This is a genomic window from Escherichia sp. E3659 (assembly GCF_005781135.1).
Classification (GTDB): domain Bacteria; phylum Pseudomonadota; class Gammaproteobacteria; order Enterobacterales; family Enterobacteriaceae; genus Escherichia.
Genome location: NZ_VATQ01000006.1, coordinates 170,477 through 186,228, shown reverse-complemented (window position 1 = coordinate 186,228; position 15,752 = coordinate 170,477). Strand labels below are relative to the sequence as shown.

Annotated in this window: 14 protein-coding genes; 10 read left to right on the top strand and 4 right to left on the bottom strand. The window is 52.4% G+C overall.

Annotated features, from left to right (window positions below; genetic code table 11):
• Nucleotides 1-19 precede the first annotated feature (19 nt).
• The 7 genes from FEK47_RS06275 to FEK47_RS06245 all read left to right on the top strand — a co-directional run bounded on the left by FEK47_RS06275 (nt 20) and on the right by FEK47_RS06245 (nt 8,481).
• Nucleotides 20-1,717: an alpha,alpha-trehalase gene (locus FEK47_RS06275; RefSeq protein ID WP_135486232.1), complete on the top strand. Its 1,698-nt coding sequence runs from the start codon at nt 20-22 to the stop codon at nt 1,715-1,717.
• Between the two features lie 337 nt (nt 1,718-2,054).
• On the top strand, nt 2,055-3,077 hold the full coding sequence (locus FEK47_RS06270; protein ID WP_135486233.1) for an iron ABC transporter substrate-binding protein: 1,023 nt from the start codon (nt 2,055-2,057) through the stop codon (nt 3,075-3,077).
• Nucleotides 3,077-4,057, top strand: coding sequence for an iron ABC transporter permease (locus tag FEK47_RS06265; protein ID WP_130258893.1), 981 nt, complete (start codon nt 3,077-3,079; stop codon nt 4,055-4,057). The genes FEK47_RS06270 and FEK47_RS06265 overlap by 1 nt, the downstream gene beginning before the upstream one ends.
• Entirely contained in the window at nt 4,054-4,812 is a 759-nt protein-coding gene (locus FEK47_RS06260; RefSeq protein ID WP_130258892.1) for an ABC transporter ATP-binding protein, read from the top strand. The genes FEK47_RS06265 and FEK47_RS06260 overlap by 4 nt, the downstream gene beginning before the upstream one ends.
• A 9-nt stretch (nt 4,813-4,821) precedes the next feature.
• Nucleotides 4,822-5,634 carry a class I SAM-dependent methyltransferase gene (locus FEK47_RS06255; RefSeq protein WP_135486234.1) on the top strand — a complete coding sequence of 271 codons (813 nt, stop codon included), beginning with the start codon at nt 4,822-4,824 and terminating at the stop codon, nt 5,632-5,634.
• A complete protein-coding gene (modD, locus tag FEK47_RS06250) occupies nt 5,631-6,485 on the top strand; it encodes a ModD protein (RefSeq protein WP_138183141.1) in 855 nt (284 codons plus the stop codon). Before FEK47_RS06255 ends, modD begins: the two co-directional genes overlap by 4 nt.
• 25 nt (nt 6,486-6,510) lie before the next feature.
• The gene (locus FEK47_RS06245; protein WP_135486235.1) at nt 6,511-8,481 is read left to right on the top strand and encodes a TonB-dependent receptor; all 1,971 of its coding nucleotides are present in this window, start codon (nt 6,511-6,513) and stop codon (nt 8,479-8,481) included.
• Between the two features lie 49 nt (nt 8,482-8,530).
• Here the strand turns inward: FEK47_RS06245 and FEK47_RS06240 are convergent, their stop codons facing one another.
• On the bottom strand, nt 8,531-8,785 hold the full coding sequence (locus FEK47_RS06240) for a GlsB/YeaQ/YmgE family stress response membrane protein (protein WP_000511315.1): 255 nt from the start codon (nt 8,783-8,785) through the stop codon (nt 8,531-8,533).
• 198 nt (nt 8,786-8,983) lie between these two features.
• Between FEK47_RS06240 and FEK47_RS06235 the strand changes: the two genes are divergently transcribed.
• Entirely contained in the window at nt 8,984-9,718 is a 735-nt protein-coding gene (locus tag FEK47_RS06235) for a flagellar brake protein (protein ID WP_130222841.1), read from the top strand.
• A 1-nt stretch (nt 9,719) separates the two neighbouring features.
• Here the strand turns inward: FEK47_RS06235 and emtA are convergent, their stop codons facing one another.
• Nucleotides 9,720-10,331 carry a membrane-bound lytic murein transglycosylase EmtA gene (gene emtA, locus FEK47_RS06230; protein WP_130205637.1) on the bottom strand — a complete coding sequence of 204 codons (612 nt, stop codon included), beginning with the start codon at nt 10,329-10,331 and terminating at the stop codon, nt 9,720-9,722.
• Nucleotides 10,332-10,430: 99 nt separating this feature from the next.
• Here emtA and ldcA point away from each other — a divergent pair, with 99 nt between their 5' ends.
• Both ldcA and FEK47_RS06220 read left to right on the top strand, forming a co-directional pair.
• Nucleotides 10,431-11,345, top strand: coding sequence for a muramoyltetrapeptide carboxypeptidase (gene ldcA / locus FEK47_RS06225; RefSeq protein ID WP_135486236.1), 915 nt, complete (start codon nt 10,431-10,433; stop codon nt 11,343-11,345).
• Nucleotides 11,346-11,439: 94 nt separating this feature from the next.
• A complete protein-coding gene (locus FEK47_RS06220) occupies nt 11,440-13,176 on the top strand; it encodes a potassium/proton antiporter (RefSeq protein ID WP_064528688.1) in 1,737 nt (578 codons plus the stop codon).
• Nucleotides 13,177-13,232: 56 nt separating this feature from the next.
• On the opposite strand, the gene dadX is transcribed toward FEK47_RS06220, so the two are convergent.
• Together dadX and dadA are read right to left on the bottom strand one after the other, a co-directional pair.
• Nucleotides 13,233-14,303: a catabolic alanine racemase DadX gene (dadX, locus tag FEK47_RS06215; protein ID WP_135486237.1), complete on the bottom strand. Its 1,071-nt coding sequence runs from the start codon at nt 14,301-14,303 to the stop codon at nt 13,233-13,235.
• A 9-nt stretch (nt 14,304-14,312) separates the two neighbouring features.
• Nucleotides 14,313-15,611 (bottom strand): D-amino acid dehydrogenase, encoded by a 1,299-nt coding sequence (dadA, locus tag FEK47_RS06210; protein WP_130205629.1) that lies wholly within the window; start codon nt 15,609-15,611, stop codon nt 14,313-14,315.
• Nucleotides 15,612-15,752: the final 141 nt, after the last annotated feature.

Below are 15,752 nucleotides of genomic sequence, written 5' to 3'. Positions count from 1 at the left end.
CGCCAAAGGAGAATGATTGATGAAACCACTTGTCCCTCGTCGCTCGCAGAAAGTGGCGTTAATACCTGCTGCCGTATTATTGTGTGCCGCCGCGCTATCTGCACAGGCAGAAGAAACACCGGTGATGCCACAATCGCCTGATATTTTGTTAGGCCCTCTGTTTAACGATGTGCAAAACGCCAAACTTTTTCCTGATCAAAAAACTTTTGCCGATGCCATTCCTAACAGCGATCCATTAATGATCCTCGCAGACTACCGGATGCAGCAGAATCAGAGCGGGTTCGATCTGCGCCATTTCGTTAACGTCAATTTTACCCTGCCGAAAGAGGGAGAGAAATATGTGCCTCCAAAGGGGCAGTCACTGCGCGAACATATTGACGGACTTTGGCCGGTGTTAACCCGTTCTACCGAAAGTACCGAGAAATGGGATTCTCTGTTGCCGTTACCGGAACCCTATGTCGTGCCGGGAGGACGTTTTCGCGAAGTGTATTACTGGGACAGTTACTTCACCATGCTGGGGCTTGCCGAAAGCGGTCACTGGGATAAAGTGGCGGACATGGTGGCCAACTTTGGTCATGAAATAGATACTTATGGGCATATTCCAAACGGTAACCGCAGCTATTATTTGAGCCGATCGCAGCCGCCCTTTTTTTCCTTGATGGTGGAGTTACTCGCGCAACACGAAGGTGACGACGCGTTGAAACAATATCTGCCGCAACTGCAAAAAGAGTACGCGTACTGGATGGACGGTATTGAAAACCTGCAGGCCGGACAACAGGAAAAGCGCGTTGTTAAACTCAAGGATGGCACTATTCTTAACCGCTACTGGGATGACCACGATACGCCACGTCCGGAGTCGTGGGTAGAAGATATTGCCACCGCCAAAAGCAACCCGAACCGCCCTGCCACTGAAATTTACCGCGATCTGCGTTCTGCCGCCGCGTCTGGCTGGGATTTCAGCTCACGCTGGATGGACAACCCGCAGCAGTTAAATACATTACGCACCACCAGCATCGTACCGGTCGATCTCAATAGTCTGATGTATAAAATGGAGAAAATCCTCTCCCGCGCCAGTAAAGCAGCCGGGGATAACGCGATGGCCAGCCAATATGAAACACTCGCCGATGCCCGTCAGAAAGGGATCGAAAAATACCTGTGGAACGATCAACATGGCTGGTATGCCGACTACGACCTGAAGAGCGATAAAGTGCGCAATCAGTTAACTGCCGCCGCCCTGTTCCCGCTTTATGTTAATGCAGCAGCAAAAGATCGCGCGATCAAAATGTCTACCGCCACTAAAACACATCTGTTACAACCAGGCGGACTTAACACCACATCGGTGAAAAGTGGACAGCAATGGGATGCGCCAAATGGCTGGGCTCCGCTGCAATGGGTGGCGACAGAAGGGTTGCAAAACTACGGGCAGAACGAGGTGGCGATGGACATTAGCTGGCACTTCCTGACCAATGTTCAGCACACTTATGACCGGGAGAAGAAGCTGGTCGAGAAATATGATGTCAGTACCACCGGAACAGGTGGTGGCGGTGGCGAATACCCGTTGCAGGATGGCTTTGGCTGGACCAATGGCGTCACGCTGAAAATGCTCGATTTGATCTGCCCGAAAGAGCAACCGTGTGACAACGTTCCGGCAACGCGTCCGACCAGTAAATCAACCACACCGCCGGTGAAACAAAAAGAGGCGGAACCTACGTCTTAACTTTACTGTATATCGGGCAATGCCATTGTGCGCATAAAATTGGCATTGCTCTTTTTTTCCACGAAAAACCAAACATCGATTATTATACGATCTATGTCTTAATTTTCTTATATCAGAGAAGATATTAATTTTACATTCTCAATTTATTAATCATTACTCTTCTATTTATATTTTCCCGCCACTCACGCATTCTCCCTGACAATTTTCTTGTTGAACAAAGCGTTGTTTAGCAAATAAGCAGATCACTCTGTTTCTTTAGACAAATCTTGACATCAAACATGATCTTTACCGATGTATATGTAAATATATAGCGGTTTTAATTGTCAGGATATTACTTATGTCACTAACCAGACGGATGTTTACGCAGGCTCTTGCGTCTACCTTGTTCCTGCATCATCTGCCGTCCTTTGCACAATCAGTTAAATTCTGGGCCTCATTGACGCTTCCTGAAGCCAAAAAAATTACGCGTATTGTCAGTGCCGGTGCGCCTGCCGATCTGCTTTTGCTGGCTGTCGCGCCAGAAAAACTGGTCGGTTTTTCTTCTTTTGACTTTGCTCGCGAGGCGGCAATTCCATTAACTCCGGCAATACGTCATTTACCTAAACTTGGACGACTCGCCGGACGCGCCAGTTCGCTTTCAATGGAAGGGCTTATGGCATTGCAGCCCGATTTGGTCGTTGATTGTGGCAATACGGATGAAACCTGGCTCTCCCAGGCACGGCAGGTTAGCGAACAGACACAAATCCCCTGGTTATTGCTTAACGGAAAACTGGAGCAATCGGCAGGACAGTTAACAACGCTGGGCAAAACGTTAGGCGAAGAGCACCGCGCCGCAGAACAAGCCAATCTCGCCAGCCGCTTCGTTGGTGAAGCTCAGGCATTCGCCACCTCACCCGCCGCTAACCTCCGCTTTTATGCTGCGCGCGGTCCCCGAGGGCTGGAAACGGGCTTACAGGGTTCGTTGCATACCGAGGCGGCGGAATTATTAGGTTTGCACAACGTCGCGCAAATAACCGATCGCCACGGCCTGGCACAGGTTTCCATGGAAAATCTACTGCGCTGGCAGCCGGATATTATTCTGGTTCAGGATACTGTGACTGCAAACTTTATCCGTAACGATCCTCTCTGGCAGGGCGTAAAAGCCGTTGCGGAACATCGCATCCTGTTTTTGAGTGGCTTGCCTTTCGGCTGGCTGGATGCCCCGCCGGGAATCAACCGTCTTCTGGGATTGCGCAGACTCCACGCCTGGCTGGATCCCGCAGTCAACAGTCAGTTTAAAAACGATATGCAACGTTACGCTCAACTGTTCTGGCATTGCCCATTAAGTGACGCCGACTATCAAAAAATGGTGGCGAGCTAATGAGAACCGCGAACGGATGTATTCTGCTGCTGGCAGCTATCAGTATCACTTTTGCCGCCGTAAATGGGGCTTATCATCTCGATATACAGCAACTGCTGGCGCTAATTCTTCGTCAAGAAGATGTTCCTGTGCAGGAACAAATTGTCTTCTGGCAAATCCGCGTGCCGCGCATTCTGGCGGCGTTGTTACTGGGCGCTGCGCTGGCAGGCGCCGGAACCACCTATCAGGGTATGTTCCGTAATCCCTTAGTTTCACCGGATATTTTAGGCGTCTCCGCCGGTGCCGGACTTGGTGCCTGCGCTGCAATCCTGTGGGGATTATCGATAGCTTACATCCAACTCTATGCATTTTGCGGCGGTCTGCTGGTGGTCGCAGGCGTCTGGCTGATTACATGTCGGGTGACTCGTCACGATCCGGTGCTCACGCTGGTGCTGGTCGGCATTGCGTTAGGAACGCTGTGTGGAGCGGGGATATCGCTAATTAAAACGCTGGCCGATCCCTATACCCAGTTGCCCTCGATTACCTTCTGGCTACTCGGTGGCCTGTCTACGGTAACCTTACGCGACCTTTACTACGCGGCACCGCTCATTCTGGCTGGCTCCGTTCCTCTGCTATTCCTCCGCTGGCGCATGAATTTACTCACGCTTTCTGATGACGAAGCCCGCTCGCTGGGGCTGAATGTTGCGCGTCTGCGATTAGGATTGATTGTCTGCGCCACACTAATCACCGCCAGCACGGTAGCAATAGCGGGCATTATTGGTTGGGTTGGTCTGGTCGTTCCGCACATTGCCCGCTTGTTGACCGGTCATAACCATCAGCAACAGTTGCCTATGGCAATGTGTACTGGCGCGATTCTGCTCCTGCTCACCGATACGCTGGCGCGCAGCATTGGGACAACAGAAATCCCGCTCGGCATTCTGACCGCTTTTGTTGGCGCACCGTTTTTCCTGCTTTTGTTGTTACGCGGAGGTCGCCAGTGACTTTGCTTGCCGTCCGTCATGCGTCTCTGGGTTACTCCCGCCATCCGGTGCTAAGTGACGTTTCCTTCGCCCTGTCACAAGGAACAATTTGTTGTCTGCTTGGCGCCAATGGTTGCGGCAAAACCACGCTCATGCGCTCCATTCTTGGCGTTATACCGTTATTAAAGGGCGAGATCTTACTGGATAGCATCCCTGTTCAGACACTTAACCATCGCCAGCGCGCGCAAGCAATTGCCTGGGTACCGCAGGCGCACGACGGTATTTTTGCTTTCAGTGTGCTGGATATGGTGTTGATGGGCCTGGCCCCCACCATGGGCGCTTTTTCCGTTCCCGGTAAGCAAGAACGCCTGAAAGCAACGGAACAACTGGAAAAGCTGGGTATTTTGCATCTGGCGACAAGACGCTGGAATACCCTTAGCGGCGGTGAACGCCAGCTGGCTTTAATCGCCCGTGCACTCGTCCAACAACCGCGCTTGTTGTTACTGGATGAGCCCGCCTCCAGCCTCGATTTCGGTCATCAGATCCAACTTCTGGACACGCTGGCGCAGCTAAAAAATAACGGCATGACAATGTTAATGTCGACTCACCATCCGCTCCATGCCAACGCCATTGCCGACAGCATTATCCAGGTAGAGCCAGATGGACGAGTAACACAAGGCTTACCGACCGAACAGTTAACAACGAACAAACTGGCGGCCCTGTATCGGGTTTCTGCCGACCAAATTCATCATCACCTCTCTGCAATTAGCCGCTAAGGAACAATCATGCTCATTGATGATATTGATTTTGCAGACCTTTATCTGCAGCAACTCAAACTGGCTCACCGCACAGAAAAAACGCCCGATCACTGGGATCAACGGGCGGAGAAAATGGCTGAAAATTGCGCCTCGCCAACGGACAGCTACCTGCAACAACTGATCGCTAAAATTGACCTGCAAGGCGTGCAGACCTTATTCGATATGGGCTGCGGACCTGGCACCGTATCGCTGGCGCTGGCTGACAAACTCACTACGGTTTATGGCGTTGATTACAGTCAGGGGATGCTGAACGTTGCCGCCCGCCGCGCCGCCGCGCTGAAGGCAGACAATGTCCACTGGATCCAGCGCGCCTGGGAAGAGGACTGGAGCGACCTGCCACGCTGCGATATTGCCGTGGCTTCCCGATCCACACTGGTGGCTGATATGCGCCAGGCAATGAGCAAACTGAATAATCAGGCACGGCTGCGCGTCTACACCACTCATCTGGTCAGCACCTCGTTCGTCTCCCCGGCCATTCAGCGGGCGGCAGGTCGGGAAGTGATCGAATTACCCAACTATATCTTTGCGCTCAACGTCCTGTATCAAATGGGAATTTATGCTCACGTCGATTTTATCCGTGGACAAAATTGCCAACAGGATAACAGCACCTGGGAACGTTTTGAGCAGAATGTCAGCTGGAGTCTTGGCACGCTTAACGACGATGAGCGTGAGCGGTTATATCGCTGGTATCAACAACAAGATGCTCGTACCCTCGCCCCTGCCAGCCGCGACTGGGCGCTCATCTGGTGGGATAGCGTGCCGCCGGAGGCACTGCGATGATCTTCATTTCTCAGGCACAAATCGATGCGTTACTTCTGGAAGATATCCAGGGCGGTGACCTGACCACGCGGGCATTAAATATTGGACACCAGCCTGGCTATATTGAGTTTTTTCACCGCCAGGGCGGCTGCGTCAGCGGCGTTTCTCTCGCGTGTAAGATGTTAACCACGCTGGGGTTAACCATTGATGACGCGGTCAGCGACGGTTCACAAGCGGATGCAGGTCAGCGGCTGATCCAAGCCTACGGCGACGCTGCAGCACTTCATCAGGGATGGAAAGCGGTCCAGAACGTACTGGAGTGGAGTTGCGGCGTCTCAGATTATCTCGCTCAAATGCTGGCGTTGCTTCGTGAACGTTATCCTGACGGCAATATCGCCTGCACCCGAAAAGCTATCCCTGGAACCCGGTTGCTGGCAACACAAGCTGTCATTGCCGCTGGCGGGCTGATTCACCGTGCCGGATGTGCGGAAACCATATTATTGTTCGCCAACCACCGTCATTTTCTTGCTGACAATCAGGACTGGTCGGGCGCAATCGCTCAGTTACGTCGCCACGCCCCCGAGAAGAAAATTGTTGTTGAAGCCGACACGCCGAAAGAGGCTATCGCCGCGTTACACGCGCAACCAGACGTACTTCAGCTCGACAAATTTAGTCCGCAGCAGGCAACTGAAATTGCGCAAATAGCGCCGTCGCTGGCTCCCCACTGCACGCTGGCTCTGACCGGCGGAATTAATCTGACGACACTCAAAAATTACCTCGACTGCGGCATTCGCCTTTTTATTACTTCCGCGCCTTATTACGCGACACCAGCTGACATCAAAGTCAGTCTGCAACCCGCAGCCTCTATTTAATTCTTTGTTAAACGGAATTTATTCTATGAGACTCAAAAAACGTTATCTCTGCACAGCATTATCACTTGCCTTTACCCAGCAGGCCGTAGCGGCTCAGGAGAGCGACACGCTGACCGTATGGTCCAGTCCGGTATCATCGACGACGACCACCGTTCTCGATCAACCCACCATGAAGGCCCTGGATAAGCAGAATGTCGCTAAGGCATTAAGCGTCGTCCCTGGCGTAGTGCTGCAAAAGTCAGGCAGCCGCAACGAAGAACAGGTCAAAGTTCGTGGTTTTGATAGCCGTCAGGTACCGGTCTATTTCGACGGTGTGCCGATTTATGTTCCCTATGACGGCAACCTCGATCTGGCACGGATTCTGACCAACAATCTGGGCGCGGTCGAAGTTTCCAAAGGGTACTCGTCGCTGCTTCAGGGGCCTAATCAGATGGGCGGAGCCATTAATATCACCACTCAGAAGCCAACGAAACCTCTGGAAGCAAGTCTGGGATATCGCCAGGGATGGAGCCGTAGCCAGGACAATGCCTACGATATGCATGCTTCATTTGCCGCCAGCAACGATCTGGGGTATTTGCAAGTCAGCGGTAGCCAGCTAAAGCAGGATTTTCTCGGCCTGCCGCATGGTGTGAATAACGATATTGCAGGCAAACACGGCAAGATGATTAACTCATCGGCTGATGATAAACGCGGTATTGTAAAGCTCGGTTTTACACCGCGTGAAAACGATGAATACACACTGACTTACATTAAGCAGGATGGTGAAAAAGATAACCCGCCATACAGCGGAAACAGTGGTCAGAAATCACGCTACTGGCAGTGGCCAGAGTATGACAAAGAAAGTTTTTACTATCAGGGAACGACCCAGCTAAACGAGCGTTTTACTTTGAAAAGTCGGCTGTATCGCGACACCTTTGAAAATACGCTGATGATGTACAACTCGCTGGCTGATTTGAAAAATAAAAAAGGCAGCTACAGCCATTATTCCGATTACAGCGACGGTGCCGGGTTACAACTGGCAGCCGATGTGCGTGAAAACGATCTGCTGTCGTTTGCCGTTAACTGGAAAGATGACGTACACCGGGAAAAAGGCGCGCCGCACGCCGCTTACGATCGCTATGAAGATCGCACCTGGTCGCTCGCCAGTGAATATCAATGGGCTGCCGCCGATAATGTCGATGTCGTGGCGGGAATCAGCTATGACTGGCGCGATAGCGTAGAAGCGAAAAAACATGAGAACGATGGCAGCATCACCCATTATGACGACAACAATCAGTCAGCTTTTAACTGGCAGGTGATGGGGAAATACCACTTTGCCAATGAAGACACGCTGGCGCTTTCGTACTATGACCGCACTCGCTTTCCGACGCTGAAAGAACGCTATACCACGTCCAAACCAGCGTATAACCAGATAGCGATTGTTAACCCACAGCTCAAACCGGAACGCGCGCGCGGGGTAGATTTAACCTGGAATGGTGCCTTCACGCGCGACTGGGGATTTGCGGTCAGCGTTTACTATAACCGGGTGAGTGATGCCATCCTCTCGCACAATATCGATGCCGATACCATTCAAAACCAGAACAGCGGCACGGTAGATTACAGCGGTCTGGATGCCGGTATTAAGGGGAAAATCAGCAATATACTGGATGTAGGATTGAGCTACGCCCTGATCCACGCTGACGCTAAACGCAAAGACATCGGCAAGATTACCGATCTGCCAACGCAGACCATGACCGCATGGGTGACTCTCAAACCGTGGGAGCCGTTAAGCGTAACACTGTCGGAAGAGGCGCGTTCCTCCAGCTACAGCAACAGTGACGGTTCACAAAAAGCCGCCGGTTTTGCGGTGACCCACATTCGAGCTGATTACGCCTTAGGTCATGGCTTCAGCGTCAATGCGTCGGTCAATAACCTGTTTGATACCCAATATGCCTACAGTGAAGGGTTTATTGAAGAAGGTCGCAATTTCTGGGCAGGTGTCGAGTATACGTTCTGATGTGAAAGCGGATAGCGGCATCTGTATCGCTATCCGCCTTATGAAAATCTTATTCTCTTCGCAGGAGGCGGAATACGCCCAGAACGAGAATAGCTCCCACCACCGCCACCAGGAAGCTGTGCAAATTAAAACCGCTGATGGAGCCGCCAATGCCAAACATGGTCGCCAGCCAGCCGCCGACAACCGCACCGACTATCCCGAGAATACAGGTCAGGAAAAATCCACCACCATCACGCCCCGGCATGATTAGCTTGGCGATAATGCCGGCTATCAGGCCAAAAATAATCCAGGCAATAATTCCCATGTTCAGGCCCTCGTTTCTATGAACAGGACGCAAGAAATGCTTACGTCAACGCTCTAAGTATAGGCAAGGGTAAGTTTGATGTCGGGCGTCTGGTGGTTGATTTGCAGTCGACATGTAAAAAAAATTCGCATTTGTATAAAGTTTTGTTAATCGCTACCGATAAACCAAAGACAGTTTGTCGGTCAGGAGTTTTTCCGCGTGAGTCACTACCATGAGCAGTTCCTGAAACAAAATCCTTTAGCAGTACTGGGCGTTTTACGCGATTTGCATAAAGCCGCAATTCCCTTGCGTATCAGTTGGACTGACGGTCAACTGATCAGCAAAATACTGGCAATAAGCCCGGATAAACTGGTGCTGGATTACGGCAGTCAAGCAGAAGACAACAATGCAGTGCTTAAGGCGCAGCACATTACCATAACCGCCGAAACTCAGGGTGCGAAAGTCGAGTTTACTGTTGAACAATTACAGCAAAGTGAATACCTGCAGCTTCCGGCCTTTATTACCGCACCGCCTCCCACCTTATGGTTTGTACAACGACGCCGATATTTCCGCATCTCCGCCCCGCTCCATCCGCCTTATTTTTGCCAGACCAAACTGGCGGATAACAGCACGTTACGTTTTCGCCTGTATGATTTGTCGTTAGGCGGCATGGGCGCATTACTGGAAACGGCAAAGCCTGCCGGATTGCAAGAAGGCATGCGCTTCGCACAGATTGAAGTCAACATGGGACAATGGGGCATTTTTCACTTTGATGCCCAGTTACTGACGATCAGCGAGCGTAAATTGATTGATGGTAAAAATGAAACCGTCTCCACTCCCCGTCTGAGCTTTCGTTTTCTTAACGTCAGCCCGACGGTGGAGCGGCAATTACAGCGGATTATTTTCTCACTCGAGCGGGAAGCCCGTGAGAAAGCGGACAAAGTACGCGACTGAGTTACATTGCGTCCAGAGCCTGCTCGAGTTTGTAGATATAGCGTGGAGCCTGCGGCGCGGGGTGATTTCTCGCGACGTGATCGAGGAACTCGTCAGCGTCCAGATCGTTGATTTTGCTGATCGCCTTTTTCCGATCTGAGGAGAAAGTCCGTAACAGTGCGCCTGCCCCGTTAGCGTATGACACCACCAGCGCATATTGCAGTACTTTCGGATCTTCAATACCTGCCAGCGGGCCGGTTTCCAGAATATTCAGGTAAGCTGCCCCCATTGAGATATTACGCTCTGGATTTTTCAGCTCACTGGTCGTTGGTTCGCCGCTCCAGCCCATGCGACGGTAAACATCGCGTCCGGACGTGGAGGCTTTTAACTGCATCAGACCAATCGCATTCGACTTACTCACCGCGTTCGGGTTACCGCCCGACTCGATAGCGATAATCGCCGTGATCAATTGTGGATCGACACCCCAGGCCGCACCGGCTTTCTGACTTATTGGCATCCACTTCATTGCACGTTGTACCGGAACTTTCGCGTTCCACGGAGGGTTCGTATAGTCATGTTTTGATGAACAACCCGCTAATAACACAATCAAAAAGGCAAACCATCTCAATTTCACTTCATCTATCCTTATAGCCTGGAATCGCCGTTGAGGTGACAACGGCACACCTAAGCGGCATGATATACAATTCGTTTCTGTTGTCAGCAAGGAATTGCCATGTCTCAGTTTCACTTAATCGCCCCGTCGGGTTACTGCATTAATCAGCACGCCGCGCAGCGCGGTATTCAACGCCTGATGGATGCGGGTCATCAGGTCAATAACGTAGAGGTCATTGCCCGTCGCTGTGAGCGGTTTGCAGGTACGGAAACGGAGCGTCTGGCGGATATTAATTCTCTTGCAGGGCTGACGTCACCCAACACTATCGTACTGGCGGTTCGCGGCGGTTACGGCGCCAGCCGCTTACTGGCGGATATTGACTGGCAGGCGCTGGTTGCTCGCCAACAACATGAACCGTTGCTGATCTGCGGGCATAGCGATTTCACAGCCATCCAGTGTGGGCTGCTGACCCAGGGTAATGTCATCACCTTTAGCGGCCCGATGCTGGTGGCGAATTTTGGCGCGGAAGAGCTGAACGCCTTTACCGAGCACCATTTCTGGCTGGCATTACGCAATGAAACATTCACCATTGAATGGCAAGGGGAAGGCCCGGCGTGTCGGACCGAAGGCACGTTGTGGGGAGGCAATCTCGCGATGCTGATTTCGCTGATTGGTACGCCGTGGATGCCGCAAATTGAGAACGGTATTCTGGTGCTGGAAGATATTAACGAGCACCCTTTCCGCGTCGAACGTATGCTGTTACAGCTCTATCATGCCGGAATTTTACCGCGTCAAAAGGCGATTATCCTCGGTAGCTTCAGTGGTAGCACGCCCAATGATTATGACGCGGGTTACAACCTGGAGTCGGTGTACGCGTTCTTGCGTTCCCGCCTGTCTATTCCACTCATAACTGGCCTCGATTTTGGTCATGAACAACGCACAGTTACGCTGCCGTTGGGCGCACATGCCACGCTTAATCACACCCAGGAAGGCACACAGTTGACGATTAGTGGTCATCCTGTTCTTAAAGTGTAAAAAAATCACGTTTCAGGGCTAAGTAAAACGCTGTTTCTGCCGCTAATATGGTAGGGTTTATATAAGAGACAGCGTAATCAGGAGTAACCGACCGTTGGATGCCACAACAATAATTAGCCTTTTCATCTTAGGATCCATCCTTGTCACCAGCAGTATTTTACTTAGTTCATTTTCTTCCCGTCTTGGCATTCCCATTCTGGTTATTTTTCTGGCGATCGGCATGCTGGCGGGGGTTGATGGCGTCGGCGGCATCCCGTTTGATAATTATCCTTTTGCTTACATGGTAAGTAACCTCGCGCTGGCGATTATTTTGCTCGACGGCGGGATGCGTACCCAGGCCAGTTCATTTCGCGTGGCGTTAGGCCCGGCGCTGTCACTGGCGACGGTGGGCGTGCTGATTACTTCTGGTTTAACCGGCATGATGGCGGCGTGGCTGTTTAATCTCAATTTGATTGAAGGCTTATTAATCGGCGCCATTGTCGGTTCCACGGATGCCGCTGCGGTATTTTCTCTGCTTGGCGGCAAGGGGCTTAACGAACGTGTTGGCTCGACGCTGGAAATAGAATCCGGCAGTAATGATCCGATGGCCGTGTTTCTGACCATTACCCTGATTGCGATGATCCAGCATCATGAGAGCAATATTAGCTGGATGTTCATTGTCGATATTCTGCAACAATTTGGTCTGGGCATTGTAATAGGTCTTGGCGGCGGTTATTTACTGCTGCAAATGATCAACCGCATCGCCCTGCCCGCCGGATTATATCCATTGCTGGCATTAAGTGGCGGTATTCTGATTTTCTCATTAACTACTGCGCTGGAAGGTAGCGGTATTCTGGCGGTGTATCTGTGCGGTTTTCTGCTGGGTAATCGCCCTATTCGCAACCGCTACGGCATTCTGCAGAATTTCGACGGCCTCGCCTGGCTGGCGCAAATCGCCATGTTCCTGGTGCTTGGGCTGTTGGTTAACCCAAGCGACTTACTGCCTATTGCCATTCCGGCGCTCATTTTGTCCGCATGGATGATTTTCTTCGCTCGTCCCCTTTCGGTATTTGCCGGATTGCTGCCGTTCCGTGGCTTCAATTTGCGTGAGCGCGTATTTATCAGTTGGGTCGGGCTGCGCGGCGCGGTGCCGATTATCCTGGCGGTATTCCCGATGATGGCGGGCCTGGAGAATGCACGGCTGTTCTTTAATGTCGCCTTCTTCGTGGTTCTGGTTTCGCTGTTGTTACAGGGAACATCGCTCTCGTGGGCGGCGAAAAAAGCCAAAGTGGTGGTTCCGCCCGTCGGACGCCCGGTATCACGCGTTGGCCTTGATATTCATCCGGAAAACCCGTGGGAACAGTTTGTTTATCAGTTAAGTGCCGATAAATGGTGCGTGGGCGCGGCGCTGCGCGATCTGCATATGCCAAAAGAGACGCGTATTGCGGCACTGTTTCGTGATAATCAGTTGCTTCATCCCACTGGCAGCACCCGACTGCGTGAAGGCGACGTCTTGTGCGTGATTGGTCGGGAACGCGATCTCCCGGCGCTCGGTAAACTGTTCAGCCAGTCACCGCCAGTCGCGCTGGATCAACGTTTCTTTGGTGACTTCATTCTTGAAGCCAGTGCCAAATATGCCGATGTGGCGCTGATATATGGTCTGGAAGATGGTCGGGAGTATCGCGATAAACAGCAAACGCTGGGGGAAATTGTCCAGCAATTGTTAGGCGCGGCTCCGGTTGTCGGTGATCAGGTGGAGTTTGCCGGGATGATCTGGACGGTGGCCGAGAAAGAAGATAATGAAGTGCTGAAGATTGGCGTTCGGGTAGCAGAGGAAGAAGCCGAATCTTAAGTTTGATCCGTCTTGTATCGCCGGATGCGACTCTGGTCGCATCCGGCTACAGCAAGTTACACCGTCACAACAGGCACACGTAACGCCAGCGCGCACATCAATTCATAGCCAACAGTTCCGGCAGCGGCGGCGACATCATCAATTTTGATCTCTTTGCCCCACAGCTCAATCGGGGTACCAATACCCGCCTGCGGGCAAGGCGTTAAATCGACCGCCAGCATATCCATCGAGACAGTCCCTACCGTCATGGTGCGTACGCCGTCGACTAAAACAGGGGTACCGGTTGGCGCATGCCGCGGATAACCGTCGGCGTATCCGGCGGCGACAATGCCGATTCGCTGTTCATCACGCGCGGTATAGCGACCGCCATAGCCCACGCGCTCTCCCGCTTTCAGCGTCTGGACACCAATAATCTCGCTACTTAACGTCATTACTGGACGTAATCCGGTATTGGCGATATCGCGCCACTGACCGGACGGTGATGCACCATACAAAACAATTCCCGGACGCACCCAGTCAAAATGCGCTTCCGGATGCCACAGCGTCGCCGCCGAGTTAGACAACGAGCGTCGACACTCCAGCCCTTCCGCCGCCTGGTCAACACGCGCCATCGCCTCGGTAATCCCATCAGGATGCTCGGCCTCGGCAAAATGCGACATCAGGGTCATTTCGCCAACATTCGCCATCGCCCGCAGTTGCTGCCAGACGGTGGACACGCGATCGGGCAGGAAGCCCAGCCGATTCATTCCACTGTTCACTTTAAGATAAATATCCAGTGGTGCTTTTAGTCGCGCGTTTTGCAACGCTTTGAGCTGCCAGTTACTGTGAACGCAGGTAGTCAGGCGATACTGGTCATAAATCTCCAGATCCTGGGCGTGGAAAAAACCTTCCAACATGAGGATCGGCCCTTTCCAGCCGCGCTCACGTAGGATAATGGCCTCTTCCAGATTAAGTAAGGCAAAGCCATCAGTCGCCCCGAGCGCACTCCAGATACGCTCAATACCGTGCCCATACGCGTTCGCTTTTACCACCGACCAGACGCGCGCGTGCGGCGCGGCCTGGCGGACGATGTTCAGATTCTGTTTTAATGCCTGTAGATCGAGGCTGGCCTGTATCGGTCTGGTCATCTCGATTCCTTAGCTGTGCGCGCCATGTAAATGGCCCGGGCGTGATGGCGTAAATCCACGGCTGTAGCGCGCTACGCTTAAATCCTCATACGGGATAGCGGGCGTGCGCCCCGAGAGCAGATCGCTTAACAACTGACCGGAACCGCAAGCCATCGTCCAGCCGAGCGTACCGTGACCGGTATTCAGCCACAGATTTTTAAAGCGTGAACGACCAACAATCGGCGTGCCGTCTGGCGTCATCGGGCGCAAACCGGTCCAGAAAGTCGCCTGCTCGACATGACCGCCGCGCGGATAGAGATCGCGAACGACCATTTCCAGCGTTTCACGACGCGGCTGTAACAGTTCAGTGTTAAAGCCAACAATTTCCGCCATTCCGCCAACGCGGATACGGTTATCGAAACGGGTAATGGCGATTTTGTAGGTTTCATCAAGAATGGTGGATACCGGCGCGCCATCTTCCTGCGCAATTGGAATGGTCAGGGAATACCCCTTCAGCGGATACACCGGAATATCAACAATGCCTTTGAGCATCGCCGTCGAGTAAGAACCAAACGCCATCACATACGCATCGGCCTTAATCACTTCATCACCACACTTCACGCCGTAGATTTGCTCGCCGTCGCAAAGTAGCTGATCAACGGGCGTATTAAAGCGGAATTTAACCCCCGCCTGCTCCGCCATCCGCGCCAGATTCTGGGTAAAGAGCTGGCAGTCTCCGGTTTCATCATTGGGCAGTTGCAGACCGCCGGTCAGTTTATGCGCCACTTCTGCCAGCGCGGGCTCTACTTCCGCCAGGCGGCTGGATTCCAGTAATTTGTACGGCACACCAGCATCTTCCAGCACGGCGATATCGCGAGTGGCGTTTTCATATTGTTGTTCGGTACGGAACAGTTGCAGCGTCCCGCCCTGCCGACCTTCATACTGGATATTTGTCTCTGCGCGTAATGCTTTCAGGCAATCACGGCTGTATTCCGCCAGGCGCACCATCCGCCCTTTATTTTCCATATAGTGGCTGGTGTCGCAGTTACGTAACATTTGCCACATCCATTTCAACTGGAACTGCGTACCGTCGAGACGAACGGCCAGCGGCGCATGGCGCTGAAACATCCATTTAATCGCTTTTAAAGGCACGCCTGGTGCTGCCCACGGCGCGGCATAGCCGGGGGAGATTTGCCCGGCATTCGCTGCGCTGGTTTCAAGAGCCGCCCCCGGTTCCCGATCAATGACGGTGACCTCATGTCCTGCCTGATTCAGATACCAGGCGCTGGCAACGCCTACCACACCACTTCCCAGTATGACAACTCGCATAGCCACTCCGATAACGGTAGATACAGTAAAAGAATAATAATCTAATTACATCTTGATAACTCAGTTGAAAATATTATTCAACATACAGCTTTTTTATGGTGAGCCAGCTCACATCTCCCTGACACAGCGGGAATATACTGT